At 62.3% G+C, this 18,014-nt stretch carries 15 protein-coding genes; 3 read left to right on the top strand and 12 right to left on the bottom strand.

Translation table 11 applies throughout. The features are described 5' to 3' along the window. Positions 1 to 96: 96 nt before the first annotated feature. Complete coding sequence (lexA, locus tag NKH36_RS07040; RefSeq protein ID WP_258116956.1) at positions 97 to 834, top strand: transcriptional repressor LexA; 738 nt, start codon at positions 97 to 99, stop codon at positions 832 to 834. On the opposite strand, the gene NKH36_RS07035 is transcribed toward lexA, so the two are convergent. Continuing rightward, a complete protein-coding gene (locus NKH36_RS07035; RefSeq protein ID WP_352958302.1) occupies positions 828 to 3,284 on the bottom strand; it encodes a ComEC/Rec2 family competence protein in 2,457 nt (818 codons plus the stop codon). The two genes, lexA and NKH36_RS07035, sit on opposite strands and share 7 nt — an antisense overlap. Positions 3,285 to 3,386: 102 nt before the next feature. Between NKH36_RS07035 and gltX the strand changes: the two genes are divergently transcribed. After that, entirely contained in the window at positions 3,387 to 4,811 is a 1,425-nt protein-coding gene (gene gltX / locus NKH36_RS07030) for a glutamate--tRNA ligase (protein ID WP_352958304.1), read from the top strand. A gap of 181 nt (positions 4,812 to 4,992) precedes the next feature. Then, positions 4,993 to 6,321, top strand: a complete 1,329-nt coding sequence (gene gltA, locus NKH36_RS07025; protein ID WP_095485242.1) for a citrate synthase — start codon at positions 4,993 to 4,995, stop codon at positions 6,319 to 6,321. A 65-nt stretch (positions 6,322 to 6,386) separates the two neighbouring features. Here the strand turns inward: gltA and lpxB are convergent, their stop codons facing one another. The 11 genes from lpxB to pyrH form a co-directional block, all read right to left on the bottom strand. Further along, entirely contained in the window at positions 6,387 to 7,565 is a 1,179-nt protein-coding gene (lpxB, locus tag NKH36_RS07020) for a lipid-A-disaccharide synthase (protein ID WP_352960936.1), read from the bottom strand. Continuing rightward, positions 7,555 to 8,457: an LpxI family protein gene (locus NKH36_RS07015; protein ID WP_352958305.1), complete on the bottom strand. Its 903-nt coding sequence runs from the start codon at positions 8,455 to 8,457 to the stop codon at positions 7,555 to 7,557. Before NKH36_RS07015 ends, lpxB begins: the two co-directional genes overlap by 11 nt. Next, positions 8,444 to 9,277, bottom strand: coding sequence for an acyl-ACP--UDP-N-acetylglucosamine O-acyltransferase (gene lpxA / locus NKH36_RS07010; protein ID WP_352958307.1), 834 nt, complete (start codon positions 9,275 to 9,277; stop codon positions 8,444 to 8,446). Before lpxA ends, NKH36_RS07015 begins: the two co-directional genes overlap by 14 nt. Before the next feature lie 13 nt (positions 9,278 to 9,290). Next, the gene (gene fabZ / locus NKH36_RS07005; RefSeq protein ID WP_352958308.1) at positions 9,291 to 9,749 is read right to left on the bottom strand and encodes a 3-hydroxyacyl-ACP dehydratase FabZ; all 459 of its coding nucleotides are present in this window, start codon (positions 9,747 to 9,749) and stop codon (positions 9,291 to 9,293) included. Between the two features lies 1 nt (position 9,750). After that, entirely contained in the window at positions 9,751 to 10,809 is a 1,059-nt protein-coding gene (gene lpxD, locus NKH36_RS07000; RefSeq protein WP_352958310.1) for a UDP-3-O-(3-hydroxymyristoyl)glucosamine N-acyltransferase, read from the bottom strand. A 179-nt stretch (positions 10,810 to 10,988) separates the two neighbouring features. Then, entirely contained in the window at positions 10,989 to 13,340 is a 2,352-nt protein-coding gene (gene bamA, locus NKH36_RS06995) for an outer membrane protein assembly factor BamA (protein WP_352960933.1), read from the bottom strand. A gap of 217 nt (positions 13,341 to 13,557) precedes the next feature. Next, positions 13,558 to 14,700 (bottom strand): RIP metalloprotease RseP, encoded by a 1,143-nt coding sequence (gene rseP / locus NKH36_RS06990; RefSeq protein WP_352958313.1) that lies wholly within the window; start codon positions 14,698 to 14,700, stop codon positions 13,558 to 13,560. Between the two features lie 116 nt (positions 14,701 to 14,816). After that, complete coding sequence (locus NKH36_RS06985; protein ID WP_352958315.1) at positions 14,817 to 15,647, bottom strand: phosphatidate cytidylyltransferase; 831 nt, start codon at positions 15,645 to 15,647, stop codon at positions 14,817 to 14,819. Continuing rightward, a complete protein-coding gene (locus NKH36_RS06980) occupies positions 15,644 to 16,375 on the bottom strand; it encodes an isoprenyl transferase (protein WP_352960930.1) in 732 nt (243 codons plus the stop codon). Before NKH36_RS06980 ends, NKH36_RS06985 begins: the two co-directional genes overlap by 4 nt. A gap of 30 nt (positions 16,376 to 16,405) precedes the next feature. After that, positions 16,406 to 16,960, bottom strand: coding sequence for a ribosome recycling factor (frr, locus tag NKH36_RS06975; RefSeq protein ID WP_352958318.1), 555 nt, complete (start codon positions 16,958 to 16,960; stop codon positions 16,406 to 16,408). 122 nt (positions 16,961 to 17,082) lie between these two features. Continuing rightward, positions 17,083 to 17,805, bottom strand: coding sequence for a UMP kinase (pyrH, locus tag NKH36_RS06970; protein WP_254020117.1), 723 nt, complete (start codon positions 17,803 to 17,805; stop codon positions 17,083 to 17,085). Between the last annotated feature and the right edge of the window lie 209 nt (positions 17,806 to 18,014).

Below are 18,014 nucleotides of genomic sequence, written 5' to 3'. Positions count from 1 at the left end.
TCAACACTTTCATTAAACTTTAAACGGTTGCGGAACACAACTGGAACAGATAGTGTTTGTTCTGGGTTTGTTTTTCTGATTCTGTTGGGGGTCGCGATGCTGACACGCAAACAACACGAACTGCTGATGTTCATCCACGAGCGGCTGAAGGAAAGCGGCATTCCGCCCTCGTTCGACGAGATGAAGGAAGCGCTCGACCTCGCCTCCAAGTCGGGAATCCATCGGCTGATCACGGCGCTGGAGGAGCGCGGCTTCATTCGCCGCCTGCCCAACCGCGCCCGTGCGCTGGAGGTGCTGCGCCTGCCCGATTCGATCGCGCCCGGCCTCAATGCGGCGCGCAAATTCTCGCCGAGCGTCATTCAGGGCAGCCTTGGGCAGGGCAGCCTCGGACGACAGATCAAGCCGGCGCCTTCGCGCATGCCCGCGGCCGGCAATGACGACGACGTCGTTGCCACCGTCTCCATCCCGGTGATGGGCCGCATCGCTGCCGGTGTGCCGATCGACGCGATCCAGCACCAGACGCATTCGATCTCGGTACCACCGGATATGATCACCGGCGGCACGCACTACGCGCTGGAGGTCAAGGGTGATTCGATGATCGAGGCCGGCATTTTCGACGGCGACACGGTCATAATCCGCAACGCCGACACCGCCCAGCCTGGCGAGATCATCGTCGCCTTGGTCGACGAGGAGGAAGCGACGCTGAAGCGGTTCCGCCGCAAGGGCGCCTCGATCGCACTGGAAGCCGCCAATCCGGCCTACGAGACGCGCATCTTCGGGCCGGACCGGGTCAAGGTGCAAGGCAAGCTCGTCGGACTAATCCGGCGTTACTGAGTGGTGGCCTTTTTGGGCTTCTCGGCCTTGCGGTACGGCGGCAGGCCCCTCGCCTCGCGCGAAAATCTTCGCTGCTCGTGCCAGGGCCTATAGGGCTGTCTGACGGCAAAACGGATTTCTGCGCGCGTCGTCGCCGATAGCGGATCGAAGAAGACGGCGGCACTGCCCATGCGAGCGAGCTGCCGTTTGGTGACGACAAGAACCAGCGGATTGCGGCAGGGATTGTAATAGGCTGTGGCATCATCGATGACGATCAGATCCGCAAAGGCACAGGCTGGCCGCGCGGTTTTACGGTTGTCGGCGAGCGCGATGATCGCGCCGGACGGATGCCGGGCGAGGCACAGGCCGGCAGTGCAGTAGAAGGGCGCTCCCGGCGGCAGGTCGGCCGGATCGGCGAGGTCGAACCGCACGTCTCCTTTTTCGAATGTCTCGGGCTCGACAATGGTCGCTGAAACCAGCGCATGTTTCCAGTTGTCGGTGATGAATTCGTTCGAACGCACCCGGTTGACGGCAAGTTCGCCGCCGCCAATCGGCAGCGCCACCAGATGCGCATCTTCCGAAATCAGCACGTCGGGGGTGCGTGTCTCGGAAATCGTCAGCAGGCCGGCGAGCGCAAAGGGAAGTGCCGCAAGCCGCAACCATGTCGTCGCCATCGTGGCGATGACCAGGGCGACCGTCACCAGCAGAACCGACTGCAACGAAATCAGTCCGACTGCATCGATCGGCGACCGCTCGGAGATCCATCCCGATATTGCAATCATGGCTGTCAGCCCTTTGCCCATCATGTAGAGGAAAGGCCCATCCAAGCCGAAAGGCATTGCCAAGGCGCTGACGACGGCCAGGAACATGACGACCGTGACGATCGGCATGACGGCCAGATTGGCGAACAGGCTAAGCGGCGAGACGCGCTGGAAGTGCCAGATGGCAAAGAGCGCGGTGGCGCTGCCGGCAATGATGGAGGTCATTGCGATGGTACCTGTCCCAGCGGCGAGTTTCCGCGTGACGAAAGCGACCGGTGACCGTCGCTGTAGCGGCGCCGTGGCCTTGTCGGCACAATAGTCGGACCAGCCGGCATAGGCGCCCACGAGAGCAGCGGTCGCGGCGAAGGACATCTGGAAGCTTGGGCCGACCACCTCGTGCGGCGACACGACGATGACCGCGATGGCTGAAATCGTCAGATTGCGCATGGTGAGTGCCGCCCGGTCGAACAGCACGGCGACAAGCATTACCGCCAGCATGATGAAGCTGCGCTCAGCCGCGACCACGATACCGGAAAAAATGAGATAGGCAGCGATGGAAACGAGTGCGGCGGCAGCCGCATATTTTTTGACCGGCCGGCGCGACGAAAAATCGGGAAACAGCGCAAGTGCGCCGCGTAGCAATCCCATGATGGCGCCGGCGACAAGCGCCATGTGCAGGCCGGAAATGGAGATGATGTGGTAGATGCCGGTGCGCCGCATCGATTCGTTTATCTCTTCGGGAATGCCGGCACGCACGGCGACGATCAGCGCGGCGGCAATCTCCCCCTCGGCGCCACCGATGCTGTCCCTGATATGGTCGGCGATGGTTTCGCGCGCCTTTTCGATCGAGGAAGAAAGGCGCGCGGCGAACGGTGCATCTTCGGAAACGACGATCTTCGGATTGCCGAGGAAAAAGCCACTGGCACCGATACCGGCGAAATAGCTGTCGAAGGAGAAGTCATAACTGTCCGGCCTAACCGGGCCAGTCGGAGGCAGAAGCCTCACATAGCCGGTTGCGACCGAGCCTGCGGTCATCTCAGCGGGAATTTTGCGTGCCGAAACCCTGACACCTTTCGGCGCATAACGCAGTGTCGGCCGGGCGGTCGACATCACGTCGATGGTCAGCCTGATCCGGCCGTTCGCCATCTGGTCGAGCCTAACGACACGGCCGGTGAGCTGGGTCTGGATTTCCGAACCGAGCATCTGCGTTCCCACGCGCCAGGTTTCAACCTTGGCGGCGAGAACACCGAGTGCGCACAGCAACGCTGCCATGAAGCACAAATGCGTTTTGCGCCATGAGCGCGTCACCGCCGCACACAATGCCGTGAGGACCACGACGGCAATGGGCTGCGGAAAGTCCGGTTCGACGGCAAGCGAAAAGTAAACGATCACCCCGCATGCCAGAAAAACCGGCACCAGCAGGAAGGCGACGCCGCGGTCGAGTTCCAGGCCGGCTGCCGAGGCCACGCTGTTGCGGATACCGGATGGTGAAAGACGGCTGAGCTGTCGGCGGAAACGAATGACAGGCCCAGGTGTTGGAGCCGGTGTTGGCGCGGAGCGGTCCGGCGAAAGAGGCTGAATGCCCGGGTGCGACGCAGGCAGCAAAACGGGTAGCGGCTCGGCGTAAGGAACGTCCGCAAACAGCGACCGTTCGCTGACGCTTGTGATCGCGCCCTCGCTCTCGTCCACGCCGCGGCCCGGTCCAGCCATCGGGTCTGCCCCTTGCGCCCTTGACCTCCTATGCTACATGAACGCGCGACGCGCGAAAGTCCGCGCAATCACATCCGTTTCCTGGGCTTGCCTGAGAGTTCCATGTCCGACAAGGTCGTCACCCGTTTTGCCCCCTCGCCCACTGGCTTCCTCCATATTGGCGGGGCGCGTACGGCGCTGTTCAACTGGCTGTATGCGAAACACACCGGCGGCACGATGCTGCTGCGCATCGAGGACACCGATCGTGACCGTTCGACCGATGCGGCAACCGCCGCCATCCTCGACGGGCTCTCCTGGCTTGGCCTCACCTGGGACGGCGACCCGGTATCGCAGTTCGAGCGCGCGCCGCGCCACCGCGCCGTCGCCGAGGAGTTGGTGCGGCTCGGCAAGGCCTATTACTGCTATGCGACGCCGGCCGAGCTGGAGGCGATGCGCGAAAGCGCGCGTGCCAAGGGGCTGCCTCCCCGCTATGACGGCCGCTGGCGCGACCGCGACCCGTCGGAGGCGCCGGCCGGCGCCAAGGGCGCGATCCGCATCAAGGCTCCGGCCGACGGCGAGACGGTGGTGCATGACCTCGTGCAGGGCGAAGTCCGCTTCCCCAACAAGGATCTTGACGATTTCATCATCCTGCGCTCGGACGGCAATCCGACCTATATGCATGCGGTCGTCGTCGACGACCATGACATGGGCATCACCCACATCATCCGCGGCGACGATCATCTGACCAATGCCGCCCGCCAGATGGTGATCTATCGAGCCATGGGCTGGGACGTGCCGTCGATGTCGCATATCCCGCTGATCCATGGCGCCGACGGCGCCAAGCTGTCGAAGCGGCACGGCGCCCTCGGCGTCGAAGCCTATCGTGCCATGGGCTATCTGCCCGAGGCCCTGCTCAACTACCTGGCGCGGCTCGGCTGGAGCCACGGCGACGACGAGATCATGTCGATCGCCGACATGATTGCATGGTTCGACATCGGCGATGTCAACAAGGGAGCCGCCCGCTTCGACTTCGCCAAGCTCGAGGCGCTGAACGGCGTGCACATGCGCCGCATGAACGACGCCGAATTGCTCGGTATCTTCATCAACACCTTGCCCTATCTCGAAGGCGGCCCGGCGATCGCAGCGCGCCTCGACGAGACACGCAAGGAGCAGTTGCTCGCTGCGCTGCCAGGCTTGAAGGAGCGCGCCAAGACGCTGGTCGAGCTGGCCGACGGCGCCGCCTTCCTGTTCACCGAGCGGCCGCTGCCGATTGACGAGAAGGCGGCTGCATTGCTGGGCGGTGAGGCGCGCGAGATCCTGCGGGGCGCGCACGCGGCGCTGAAGGCGATTTCAGGCGACTGGACGGCCGAAGCGGCGGAGGCTGCGATCCGCGAATATGCACTGGCCGGGGGCCATAAGCTCGGTGCTGTGGCCCAACCTTTGCGCGCCGCACTCACCGGCAAAAGCACCTCGCCCGGCGTGTTCGATGTGCTTGCCGTGCTTGGTCGCGAGGAAAGCCTGGCGCGCATAGCGGATCAAATCGATTAGCAAAACTGGCCCAAGAAGATTGGCATTGAAAGGTGGGTTTCGCAGTGCAACATTAGGTCTTGGCCCAATTTGGCACGCAAATCCAATTGCGGGCGCAAACGCGCGAACTCCGATGCTTTCGACGTGTTGCGTTGCAGATATTTCGCCTTTGCCAGCATGAGAAAACCAAAAGGAGTTTGCAATGTCCGAAGCTGCGACAAAGATGGAATTTGGCGGCAAAACCCAGGCGTCGACTGCTAAACTTGAATTCGGCGGCAAAACTCACGAGCTCAAGGTGCGAAGCGGCTCGGTCGGACCTGATGTCATCGATATCGGCTCGCTTTACAGCACCACGGGGGCGTTCACCTATGATCCCGGCTTTACGTCGACGGCAAGCTGCGAGTCGGAAATCACTTTCATCGATGGCGATGCCGGCATCCTCTTGCATCGCGGCTATCCCATCGACCAGCTGGCCGAGCATGGCGACTTCCTCGAAGTCTGCTATCTCTTGCTCTACGGCGAATTGCCGACCAAGGCGCAGAAGGACGATTTCGATTACCGGGTGACGCGCCACACCATGGTGCATGAGCAGATGTCGCGCTTCTTCACCGGCTTTCGCCGCGACGCGCATCCGATGGCGGTGATGTGCGGCGTGGTCGGCGCGCTGTCAGCCTTTTATCACGATTCCACCGACATCTCGGACCCCTATCAGCGCATGGTCGCATCGATGCGGCTGATCGCCAAGATGCCGACGATTGCGGCGATGGCCTATAAATACCACATCGGTCAGCCCTTCATTTATCCGAAGAACGAGCTGAATTTCGCGGCCAATTTCCTGCATATGTGCTTTGCCGTGCCGTGCGAGGAGTACAAGATCAACCCGGTGCTGGCGCGTGCGATGGAGCGCATCTTCATCCTGCATGCCGATCACGAGCAGAACGCCTCGACCTCGACCGTCCGCCTTGCCGGCTCGTCAGGCGCCAATCCATTTGCCTGCATCGCCGCCGGCATCGCCTGCCTGTGGGGACCGGCCCACGGTGGCGCCAACGAGGCGGCCTTGAACATGCTGGGCGAGATCGGCCATGTCGACCACATCCCGGAATTCATCGCCCGCGCCAAGGATAAGAACGATCCGTTCCGATTGATGGGTTTTGGCCACCGCGTCTACAAGAACTACGATCCGCGCGCCAAGATCATGCAGAAGACCGCACATGAGGTCTTGGGCGAACTCGGCATCAAGGACGATCCGCTGCTCGACATCGCCATGGAGTTGGAAAAGATCGCGCTGACCGACTCCTATTTCATCGAGAAGAAGCTTTATCCCAACGTCGATTTCTATTCCGGCATCACGCTGAAGGCGCTGGGCTTCCCCACCACCATGTTCACCGTGCTGTTCGCGGTCGCCCGCACCGTCGGCTGGATCGCGCAGTGGAAAGAAATGATCGAGGATCCGCACCAGAAGATCGGTCGCCCGCGCCAGCTCTATACAGGTGCGCCGGAACGCGACTACGTGCCGATTGCAAAGAGATGAGTGAGTAGCGAGTAGGGAATAATGAATAGTAAAGGGAGCGCTGATTGGCTCCTAACTGCTTTCTACTACTCACTACCGCCTTTTTTGATGCACCTCATCACGACCCCCGCAGCGATATCGCCGGAAGGTCTGTCGACAGCCATGCGTCTGGCCACCTCGGCAAAACCGTCCTTCTGCCATGCGCGATAGGGGGTGTCTGAAAACAGCGCGTCCAACTGCCGCGCCAGATAGTGCGGCCGCACATATTCGTTGTAGCTTTCCGGGACGATCGGGCGATCGGCGATGAGATTGGGCAAGGCAGCGCTCCATACGGTGATCAGGCCCTGGGCTATCCGCATGACCGGATCGAGTCGGTAGCAGGAGATCATCGGCACACCCGACAGCGCCAGTTCCAGCGACACCGTTCCCGATGCGATCAGCGCTGCATCGGCCTTGCCGAACGCCTGCCATTTGCGTTCGGGATCAAGGATGATCTCCGGCTTCTCGTCCCAGCTTGCCACCGAAGCTCTGACCAGATCGGCGACATGCGGCACTGTCGGCAACAGCAGGCGCAAGCGGTGTCCGCGCGCGCGCAGGATCGAGATCGTCTTGCCGAACGGGCCAACCAGCCGTCGCACCTCGCCGCGACGCGAGCCGGGCAGCACAAGCAGGATCTTCACACGATCGTCGGACAGGTCGCGCGGCAGGCTTTGCGCCTTGGCAGCGCCCAGCACACCCGGATCATGGGTAAGGCGGTGGCCGACATAGGTGCCGGGCGGACCGCCGAGGCGGGCGAGTTCCTTCACCTCGAAAGGCAGGATGCAGAGGATGTGGTCGACATACGGCTTCATCGCCACCGCCCTGCCCGGCCGCCATGCCCAGACGCTCGGGCAGACATAGTGGACGATCGGGATTGCCGGATCGGCGGCACGCACCTTTTTCGCCACACGCAGCGAAAAATCCGGGCTGTCGATGGTGATGAGACAGTCGGGTTTTTCACCGGCGACCGCATCGGCCGTCTGGCGGATCCGCCGCATCAGGCGCGGCAGGTCGCGCAGGATGGCGCTCAGGCCCATCAGCGCGATCTCGCCGCTGTCGAAGAGGGGGGAGAGGCCGAGCGCCTGCAAATGCCGGCCGCCGATGCCGACGAGCCGGACCTCGCGGCCGGTCGCGCGCTTCAGCGCCGCTACGATGTCGGCGCCAAGCAGATCGCCGGATTCCTCGCCGGCGACGATCGCGATCTTCAGCGGTTTCTCAGTCGCCATGCGCCGGCTCCGCAGCAGGCAGGCCAATCACGAACAGACCGAGCGCATTGGCGCGAGCGACGACGGTGGGGCCTTCCAGAACCAGCGAGCGCCCGGCTTCGACCGCAATGCCAACAAGTCCGGCGGCATGCGCCGCCTCGATCGTCTGCGGGCCGATGGAAGGCAGATCGGCACGCAACTCCTGGCCGGGCTTGGCGCATTTGACCAGGACGCCGCGCGTTCTGCCGGCCAGCCTGCCATGGCCGCGCAACTGCCGTGTTCGATCGAGCAATCCGTCAGTGCCCTCGACGCCTTCCAGCGCGATGGCGCGGCCGCCGATCGCAACAGCCGCCTGGCCGATATCCAGCGCGCCGATGGCCTTTGCCGCCGTATGCGCCGCTTCGATGTCGCGCCAGTCGGATTTCCGCGGCGCAGCCTTGGTCAGCGTCCCTTCGGCCGCGACCAGTTCCGGCACGATCTCATGGGCGCCGACAACCTTGATGCCGCTGCGCTCGATCCTTCGCACGAACAGTTTCAGCACGGTATCGTCGCCTTGGGTTGCACCGACAAGAAGGCTGGGCACCCAGGCGAGCAGGCCGAGATTGAGGCGCATGGCGCTCAGCCGGGGACGGCGTGTGATATGGCCCGCGGTCACCAGATGGCTAACATGATGGTTTTTGAGCGTCGGCAGCAGGGAGCCGACATCCTCCAGCCTCAACGTCGCCTGCTCATAGGCGTCGAAGTCGGATATGCGGTCGACCTCGCCCGCCACTATTACGACGAAGGGAGATTTGCCCTGCCCAGCAAGCGCCCTGGCAACTTCGACCGGCAAACTGCCGCCGCCGGCGATGATGCCAACCTTGGCGTCTGGCGCGAGATCAAGGCCCGTCCGGGTGGCCTCAATCTTCGTCATCTGCATCGTCGCCGTCGCCAGCTTTGAGCGACGGGACGGCATAGTGCCGCTTGCCGCGACTGGCGATGAAATCGATGATTTTCATGGCGGTCGGTGACGAGGCGAATTCCGCCTTGGCGAACTCGACGTTTTCGCCGACGGTTCGGGAGCGATCGAAGATCGTCCTGTAGGCCTTGCGCAGCGTATGGATCTCGGAGCGCGGCAGGCCGGCGCGCTTCAGGCCGATGATGTTGAGGCCGCGGAGGCTGGCGCGATTGCCGACGGCGATGGCGTAGGGAATGACGTCGCCGACGATTGCCGAGCAACCGCCGAGAAAGGCGTTGTCGCCGACGCGGACAAACTGATGAACAGCGCTGAGGCCACCGATATAGACGTTGTCGCCGATCTCGCAATGGCCGCCCAATGTCGCCTGATTGGCGAAGGTGGCGTTTCTGCCGACGATGCAGTCATGGGCGATGTGGGCGTAGGCAAGGAAGTTGCCGTTGTCGCCGATCGTCGTCTCGCCGCGGCTGGAATCGGTGCCGAGGTGCATGGTCACGCCTTCGCGGATCGTGCAGTTCTCGCCGATGACCAGCGTGGTGCGGCCGCCCTTGTGCTTGGTGTTCTGCGGCGGCGCGCCCAGCGTCGCCATCGGATAGACCTTGGTCGACGCACCGATGGTGGTCGCGCCCATCACCGAGATGTGGCTGACCAGTTCGACGCGGTCGCCGATCACCGCATCGGCGCTGATGTGGCAGAATGGCCCGATGCGGACGCCTTCGCCGATTTTTGCACCGGCCTCAATGACCGAAGATGGATGGATGACTGTCTGAATTTTCATAAGCATTCGATCGTCAGTCGCTCGTAACCATCATCGCCGAGATCTCGGCTTCCGCGGCCCTGACGCCGTCGACCAGGGCCTCGCAGGCGAATTTGAGAAGGTTGCCGCGTTTCTTGATTTTCTTCACATGGATCTTCAACTGGTCGCCGGGAACGACCGGTTTACGGAATTTGGCGTTGTCGATGGTCAGGAAATAGACCAGCGAGGGTTTTTCGGTGCCAAGGCTGCGGATGCAGATGGCGCCGGCCGTCTGCGCCATCGCCTCGACGATCAGCACGCCGGGCATGACCGGCTGATCCGGGAAATGACCCTGGAAATGCGGCTCGTTTATGGTCACGTTCTTGATGCCGATAGCGGACTCGTCGCCATCGATGTCGATGATGCGGTCGATCATCAGGAACGGATAACGATGCGGCAGGAGCTTCATCAGCCCCAATATGTCGACCGCCTCGAGCGTCGTCGCCACCACCATCTCAGCTCTTCCCTCCGTCGCCCGATTTGCGCGCCCTGGCCAGTCTTCGCAGAGCCGCGATCTCCCGCATGGCTTCAGCCATCGGCTGCGCCGGATACCCTCCCCAAATCTCGCCCGCGGGGACGTTGCTCATGAACCCGCTTCTTGCAGCAAGCTTGGCCCCTGTCCCAATGGTCAGGTGATCCGCAAGGCCGACACCGCCACCCATGGTGACGTTGTCGCCCACCGTTACGGAACCGGAAATACCCGAAAGGCCGGCGATTATGCAATTGCGGCCGATGCGGACGTTATGAGCGATCTGCACCAGATTGTCGATCTTGGTGCCTTGACCGATGACCGTGTCGGACATCGCGCCACGATCGACCGTGGTGTTCGAGCCGATCTCGACGTCGTCCTGGATAACGACCCGGCCGATTTGCGGGACGCGCTCCGGGCCCTTGGCCCCGGCCACGAAGCCAAAACCGTCTTGGCCGATGCGGGCGCCGCCATGGATGATGACGCGGTTGCCGATCAGGGCGTACTGAATGCTGGCGCCTGGACCGACATAGCCATCGCGGCCGAACTGGCAGGAGGGACCGATAACGGCATGAGGAGCAATGACGGTTCCGCTGCCGATAGAAGCGCGAGGGCCGATGATCGCGCCGGCCTCGACAATCGCCCCGGCCTCGACATGCGCCGATGGATCGATATGGGCATGCGGCGAAATACCGGTTTCGCCGGTCATCGGCGCCGGTGTCGCAGCCGCCGGGAAAAGCAGGCGTCCGACCATCGCGAAAGCCTGTTGCGGGCGCGGATGGACCAGAACCGCGATACCCGCCGGCGCTTTGCCGGCAAATTCGGCGGGACAGAGAACCGCCGCCGCCCGCAGCGATTGCATCAGCGCGAAGTTGCGTCTGCCATCGACGAAGACAAGAGCGTGCTCGCCGCCTTCGCTTGCCGGCGCCAACGCTTCGATCGATCTATCGGAGAGGCCAGAGTCGACAAGCACCGAGCCGGTCAGATTCGCGACTTCGCCAGCCGTATACCGGCGTGATGGCGCGAAGAACACCGGATCGGTCATCCCAGAAGCTATATCCAGCTAGCGCATGACCCCGAAAATCGGAATCGATCTTCGGAAAGGATCATGCGCAAAATCAAAGTTCTACAGCGTCCTTTGCGCATCCAAGAGGACACGCGGCGCTGTAGTGTCGGATCACTCTCATCCGGACCCTACGGCCCGGAAGTACCGGTGCCCGCCGATTAGAAGCGGGACGATATGCCGAAGTTGAATTCCTGCACGTCGTCGGTGTCCTCCTTGAGGACCGGGATCGCATAGTCGATGCGGATCGGGCCAAAGGGTGACGCCCACATCATGCCGAGACCGACGGAGGCGCGCCACTCCATCCCGGTTGTCGATGGATCGACACCCGCCACATCGTTGCCATAAAGTGTCGCCGCATCGGCAAAGACCGCGCCGCGCAGGCCGAAGCTCTCCGGAATCACCGGCATCGGAAACTGGGCTTCCGCCGAGGCGTTGAAATAGGTGGTGCCACCGAGATGGTCGTCAAAGCCCTGGTCGTCGACAGGACCGATGCCGCCATAGGCGAAGCCGCGGATCATACGGTCGCTGCTCTGGAAATGGTCGAAGATGCGCAGGTCGTCGTCGCTGCCGTAGCCCTGGATATGGCCCGCTCCACCCGAAATCAAACCAACCAGATCAAGCTGCTCAGACAATGTCTGGTAGACGGTGCCACGCGCTGTCACCTTGACGAATTTGGCGTCGCCGCCAAGGCCGGCGAATTCCGTGGTGACATTGGCGAAGATGCCTTCATGCGGGCTCTTCATGTCGTCGATGGTGTTGTAGACCAGGCCGAGGCTGACCGACGACTTGAGCCACGGGCTTTCCTCAATGCCGTTTAGGATAGCCGTAGAAACCTCGCACCCGGCGTTGGGATCGCAGCCATCGTCGAGCTCATACTTCTCCTGCGAGATATTGTACGCCAGCTGCGTCGAGATGTCGTCGGTGATCGGCAGGCCGAACCGCACTGTCGCGCCTGTCGTCTCGCTCTGGTAGTCGTCGTATTCCCTGGTCCGATGGAAAACATCGAAACCGGCAGCGATACGCCGCCCGAGGAAATAGGGCTCGGTGAAGGAGAAGCTGTAGTCGCGCGAATTCTTGCCGCCGCCCGCCGATAGCTTGATGAACTGACCGCGTCCGAGGAAGTTGCGCTCGGTGATCGATCCTTCGACGGATGGGCCTGACGTGTCGCCGCCGGTCGAATAGCCGGCGCCGACCGAGAACTCGCCGGTCGATTTCTCAACCACGTCGACCACGAGCACCACCTGATCTGGCTCAGAGCCGGGCACGGTCGAAACCTCGACTTTTTCAAAATAATCGAGCGCTTCCAGCCGTTTCTTCGCCCGCTGGATGAGAACCTGGTTGAAGGCATCGCCCTCACTCACGTCGAATTCGCGGCGAATGACATAGTCGCGTGTCCGGTCGTTGCCGCGTATCTCGATGCGCTCGACATAGGCCTTGGTGCCCTGGTCGATCGTATAGACCACTGAAATGGTGTGGTTCTCGAAATTGCGATCGCCGCGCGGCGTCACCTGGGCGAAGGGATAGCCGGAACCGGCGACCCTCTCGGTCAACGCAATGATGGTGTCTTCGACGTTCTCAGCGTTGTAGACGTCGCCCTTGTGGGTTTCGACCACCGACTGCAGCGATGCAGCGTCGACCTCGGGAATCGTGCTCTCGACGCTGACGTCGCCGAAGGTGTAGCGATCGCCCTCCTGCACGGTGATGGTCACTGTGTACTTGTTGGTGGTTTCGTCGAGTTCGCCGACCGCGGAAATAACCTGGAAGTCGGCATAGCCGTGATTGTAATAGAAACGGCGCAGCAGCTCCTGGTCGGCGCGCAGCTTGTCTTCGTCATAGACGTCGTCGCGCAGCACGAACGAAAGGATGGACGAGCGCTTGGTAGAGATGACGTCGGACAGGCGACGGCTCGAGTAGGCGCTGTTGCCGACGAAATTGATCGCGGCAATCTGCGTGCGGCCGCCTTCGTTGATGTTGAACACCACGTTCACGCGGTTGTCGCCGAGATCCATGATCTGGGTGGTCACGGCGGCGTCGTCGCGGCCGATACGCCTGTAGGCGGCCTTGACCGCCTCGATATCGGCATCGAGCGCCTGCTGCGAAAACGTTCCACGCGGCTTCAACTGGACCGCGGCCGCAAGGGCGTTGTCCTTGAGCTTCTTGTTGCCCTGGAACAGCACCTGGTTCACGACCTGATATTCGGAAACCTTGATGACCAGCGACGAACCGACCTGGTTGATCTGGACGTCCGAGAACAACCCGGTGCCGAACAGCGCCTTGACCGCCTCGTCGATATCGGAGCTGGAAAAGGCCTTGCCGGGCTTGATCGTGACGTAGTTGCGGATCGTGTCGGCGTCGACACGCTGATTGCCACTGACTTCAATTCTTGAAACAACAGCGGCCTCGGCCGCCGATGTGGCAACGAACTGCACTGCGAGCGCACCTGGTACGACCAGGGCGGCGGACAGGGCCACCGCGGACGCGGCGCTCAGAAACTTGGATGCTGCCTTCATCGGGCTTTTGTACCTTTTCTCGAAGTCCCCACGGCGAGAAAACCGGACGTGCGGTAATTTCCCCTACCGTATTAACCGGATTTTCCCTACACGCAAGGCTCCTGGTTAATTTGTATTTACTTAACCCTGTTGCGTGGCTTTCGCGTCACGCATATCCCAATGCATGGTAAACGGCGTCTCAACATTGGCTGTGCCGAAGCCAAATTTCTTCATGATTTCAGCACCCAAACAGGTCGTTCCAGAAAACGAACCCCATGAAGCCCAAGACGAGAAGCAGGCCGGCCCTGAAACCCATCTCCATCATTCGTTCCGACACTGGTCGCCGAATGACGGCCTCCACGCCGTAGAACAGGAGATGCCCGCCGTCGAGGGGGGGAATCGGCAAAAGGTTGAGAATACCGATCCCGACCGACAGCAGCGCAACAAGTTGCACAAGCCAGTCGAAGCCCAGTTTTGCCGCCTGCCCCGACATCTTTGCGATCTTGATTGGGCCGCCCAGCTGGCATTTGTCTTCGCGACCGACGACGAAACGCTGCAGGAACTGGCCGGTACCCTGGATGATGTGGCCGGTTTCCTCGACCGCGGCAGCCAGTGCGCCAGCCGGGCTGTAGGTGATCAGGCGGGGTTGGCCGAATTCCTGGTTGTTGACGACGCCGATCACGGCCACCTTGACCTTGTTGCCCAGTGCGTCTTCCTGTTCCATCAATCGCGGCGTCGCCGTGACGGTGATCTCTTTGCCGTCGCGCAGCATGACAAAGGTGATGGCGTCGCCGCCGCGGCCCGAGACCCGGCGCTGGACGTCGGCGAATGTCTGGACCTTGCTGCCGTCGACGCTGACGAATCGGTCACCGGGCAGGATGCCGGCCTGTGCCGCCGGACTGCCGGCGGTGACTTCAGCCACCATCGGCTCCATCACAGGGCGGCCATAGGCGGTAAACAGCACCGCGAAGACGGCGATCGTCAGCAGGAAATTGAACAGCGGGCCGGCCACCACAGTCGCCGCGCGCTTCCAGACCGGCTGCGTGTGAAACGCAATCTTGCGCTCGGCATCGGTCAGCGTTTCGATCTCCTCCGAACTGGGTTGGCTCGAGGTGGCGTTCATGTCGCCGACGAATTTGACGTAGCCGCCGAGTGGAATGGCGCAGAGTTTCCAGCGCGTGCCATGGCTGTCATTGAAACCGAAGAGTTCCGGGCCGAAGCCGATCGAAAAGACTTTCACGCCGATGCCGCACCAGCGGCCGACGAGGTAGTGGCCCATCTCGTGGACAAACACGACTACGGTCAGCACGAACAGGAACGGCACCAGCGTGCCGAGGACAAAGCCTTCCGTGCTGAAAACCGCGTGAAGAATCTCGTTCAACTCATGTCCTCAAGATTCGTCCGCAGCACGGTCGTACCGCGACTGTGGCATCAATCCAGGCGAATCCATGGCGCATCCTGCGCAGGTCAAGAAGCCAGGCCAGGAATCAATGCCGATCAAGCTGGAAACAGCCCCTGTGCCGGATGGTCGGCGGTCGCCGAAATCCAGCCGATGACGTACAGGGCGAAAGCCGCCGCGACAAGCCCGTCGACCCGGTCCATGACGCCGCCATGGCCCGGTATGAGCGTGCCCGAATCCTTGCGGTTGTGGCGGCGCTTCACCCACGATTCGAAAAGGTCGCCGGCCTGCGAGACGAGCGAAAGCACGAGTGCAACGACGCCGAGCATTGCGAGATTGCCGGCTCCGGCCGCGGCGGCCAGAAGCAGCCCGGCAACCACGCCGCCGACGGCACCGCCGAGTGCCCCGCTCTGCGTCTTGCCTGGCGAGATCGACGGCGCCAACTTCGGACCGCCGACAGCGCGGCCGACGAAATAGGCTGCTATGTCAGTCGCCCAAACCACCGCGAACAGGAACAGAATGGCGACGAGGCCGGGATGGTCGCCGTCACGCAAAAGAGCAAGTGACAGGCCGGAAATGCCGGCATAGGCAAGGCCGGACGCGTCCCACTGTCCCGTTTGATGCATCGAAGTCTGGCGCATCGAACCCACGACCACGGTGACAACGACCATCACTGCCACAAGAAGCAGCAGCCAGTACGCCGGCAGGCCGGCGACCAAGGCGCCGACGAAAATCAGAAGCAGCGCTTCCGGCAGCAAACCAAGACCCGTGGCGGCGACCGGGCGGCACATCCGCGTCCATTCGTAAAAGATCAGGATCGTCATGGCGGCGCAAAGCAACCGGAAGGGCACTCCGCCGAGCCAGGTCAGGCCGAGTGTGACGACCGCAAGCACGACGGCAGAAATAACGCGAAGCTGGAGGTTGCTCATCCCTTGGCCGTCACGGGGACGTCTTGAGCGCCCAGGCCGCCGAAACGGCGCTCGCGACTGGCAAAGTCGCGCAATGCGTCGGCCAAATGCTCGCGGCTGAAATCGGGCCAGTAGCAAGGCAGGAAGACAAGCTCGCTATAAGCCGCTTGCCACAGAAGGAAATTTGACAGCCTGAGCTCGCCGCTGGTGCGGATGACCAGTTCCGGATCTGGAATACCCTGGGTATCGAGAGAGCCGGCAAAGGATTCGGCCGTGATCGCCTCGCTGTCGAGCTCGCCGCGCGCCACTGCCGAGGCAAGCTTGCGCGCCGTGCGCACGATCTCGTCGCGTCCGCCATAATTGAAGGCGATGACCAAGGTCAGCGCGTCATTGCGGGCGGTGAGCGCTTCGGCCTCTTCAAGCAGGGTCCTGATGTCAGGTTGCAGCCCTGCCCTGTCGCCGATGATCCTGACCCGCACGCCGTTTTGGTGAAGCTCGGCGAGATCGCGGCGGATGAAGATTTTCAAGAGGCCCATCAGGTCGCTGACTTCGGACTTCGGCCGCGACCAGTTTTCCGACGAGAAGGCGTAGACGGTCAGGAACGAGATGCCGAGGCCAGGAGCGGCGCGCACGGTGTTGCGCAGCGCCTCGACGCCGGCACGATGGCCGGCAAGCCGTGGCAGGCCGCGCGCCTTGGCCCAGCGTCCGTTTCCGTCCATGATGATCGCGACATGCGCAGGGCTTGTCATAGTCTCGCTTTCGGGTCGGTCACCTACCCCTTAAACCTGCATGATTTCTGCTTCCTTATCGGAAAGCAGATGGTCGATGGTGCCGATCATCTCGTCGGTGAGCTTTTGGACCTGGTCGGACCGCTTGCGATGATCGTCCTCGCTGATATCGCCGTCCTTTTCCGCCTTTTTGAGAAACTCCATGCCGTCCCGGCGCACGTGGCGCACAGCAATGCGCGCATTCTCGGCATAACCATGCGAGATCTTGACCAGTTCCTTGCGGCGCTGTTCGTTGAGTTCGGGCAGCGGAATTCTGAGATTGGTGCCGTCGACGATCGGATTGAAGCCGAGATTGGATTCACGGATGGCGCGATCGACGGCGCCGACCATCGAGTTGTCCCAGACCGAAACCGAAATCATGCGCGGCTCCGGCACCGACACGTTTGCTACCTGGTTGATCGGCATGGTGGTGCCGTAGGCCTGCACCTGGATCGCGTCGAGCAGGTTGCTCGAAGCGCGGCCGGTCCGCAGCGAAGCCAGATCGTGCTTGAACGCAGCGATCGCCCCGTCCATGCGCCGTTTGAGATCATCGTATTCGCCACTCATCATCGTCTCCTCGACCCGTTAGCCGGGTTCACTTCAGGGTAACCCGTATTCAAGCCTCAATCCGAATACCCGTTCCCGCTTTTCGCTTGCGCGGAAACCTTCGGTTGGGGATCGGGCTCCGATCAGTCGTCCGTGACGACCGTGCAACGGCCGCCGCCCCTCAGAATATCACCGAAACCACCCTTCTCGTGGATCGAATAGACGATTATCGGAATGTTGTTTTCGCGCGCAAGTGCAATCGCCGCCGTATCCATGATCGAAAGACCGCGTTTTATGACTTCGCCATGGCTGATGCGCTCGAAACGTGTTGCATTCGGGTCCTTCTTGGGATCGGCCGAATAGACGCCATCGACCTGGGTGCCCTTGAACAGCGCGTCGGCGCCGATTTCCGCCGCGCGCAGCGCCGCGGCCGAATCGGTGGTGAAGAACGGATTGCCGGTGCCGCCGGCGAAGATGACGACCTTGCCCTGGTTCATGTAGGCGGTCGCCTGGCGCTGCGAAAAGCTCTCGCAAAGCTCAGGCATGGCGATTGCCGACAGCACCACCGCGTCGACGCCGATCTTGTTCAGCGAAGTGCGCAGCGCCAGCGAGTTGATGACGGTGGCGAGCATGCCCATGTGGTCGCCGGTGACGCGATCTCCGCCCTTGGACGCAACCGCCACGCCGCGAAAGATGTTGCCGCCGCCGATGACGACGCCGACCTCGATGCCCAGGGTGCGGGCCTCGGCAATGTCGGCGGCGATGCGATCGACTACCGACACGTCGATGCCGAAATGCTGTTCACCCATCAGCGCTTCGCCCGACGCTTTCAGCAAGACACGTCGGTAGAGGGGCTTCACCGTCATCTGATCCTCATTATCGTGCGTGCGACGCGCCTCGGGCTGCCGCCGCGCAGGCGCTGCCCCGAAACATTGGGGTTCCGATACACGAAGGGCGCCGCGCGGTTACACCGCCCCCCCACCCCCAAAAACAGCTAACCCCCTATTCAGAAGCCGGCCAATACCAAAAGGAACGTCACCGACCGGGCCGCGCACATCCGGGGCTGGGCAGCTAC

Origin of the sequence: Mesorhizobium sp. M1312, assembly GCF_040318115.1 — a bacterium.
Classification (GTDB): domain Bacteria; phylum Pseudomonadota; class Alphaproteobacteria; order Rhizobiales; family Rhizobiaceae; genus Mesorhizobium.
The sequence above is the reverse complement of the archived record's forward strand: the minus strand, read 5'-3'. Positions and strand labels throughout refer to the sequence as shown.

Coding starts and splice junctions, on each gene's coding strand:
- lexA (WP_258116956.1), top strand. CDS start 97: ATGCTGACACGCAAACAACACGAACTGCTGATGTTCATCCACGAGCGG.
- NKH36_RS07035 (WP_352958302.1), bottom strand. CDS start 3,284: ATGGCTGGACCGGGCCGCGGCGTGGACGAGAGCGAGGGCGCGATCACA.
- gltX (WP_352958304.1), top strand. CDS start 3,387: ATGTCCGACAAGGTCGTCACCCGTTTTGCCCCCTCGCCCACTGGCTTC.
- gltA (WP_095485242.1), top strand. CDS start 4,993: ATGTCCGAAGCTGCGACAAAGATGGAATTTGGCGGCAAAACCCAGGCG.
- lpxB (WP_352960936.1), bottom strand. CDS start 7,565: ATGGCGACTGAGAAACCGCTGAAGATCGCGATCGTCGCCGGCGAGGAA.
- NKH36_RS07015 (WP_352958305.1), bottom strand. CDS start 8,457: ATGACGAAGATTGAGGCCACCCGGACGGGCCTTGATCTCGCGCCAGAC.
- lpxA (WP_352958307.1), bottom strand. CDS start 9,277: ATGAAAATTCAGACAGTCATCCATCCATCTTCGGTCATTGAGGCCGGT.
- fabZ (WP_352958308.1), bottom strand. CDS start 9,749: ATGGTGGTGGCGACGACGCTCGAGGCGGTCGACATATTGGGGCTGATG.
- lpxD (WP_352958310.1), bottom strand. CDS start 10,809: ATGACCGATCCGGTGTTCTTCGCGCCATCACGCCGGTATACGGCTGGC.
- bamA (WP_352960933.1), bottom strand. CDS start 13,340: ATGAAGGCAGCATCCAAGTTTCTGAGCGCCGCGTCCGCGGTGGCCCTG.
- NKH36_RS06985 (WP_352958315.1), bottom strand. CDS start 15,647: ATGAGCAACCTCCAGCTTCGCGTTATTTCTGCCGTCGTGCTTGCGGTC.
- NKH36_RS06980 (WP_352960930.1), bottom strand. CDS start 16,375: ATGACAAGCCCTGCGCATGTCGCGATCATCATGGACGGAAACGGACGC.
- frr (WP_352958318.1), bottom strand. CDS start 16,960: ATGAGTGGCGAATACGATGATCTCAAACGGCGCATGGACGGGGCGATC.
- pyrH (WP_254020117.1), bottom strand. CDS start 17,805: ATGACGGTGAAGCCCCTCTACCGACGTGTCTTGCTGAAAGCGTCGGGC.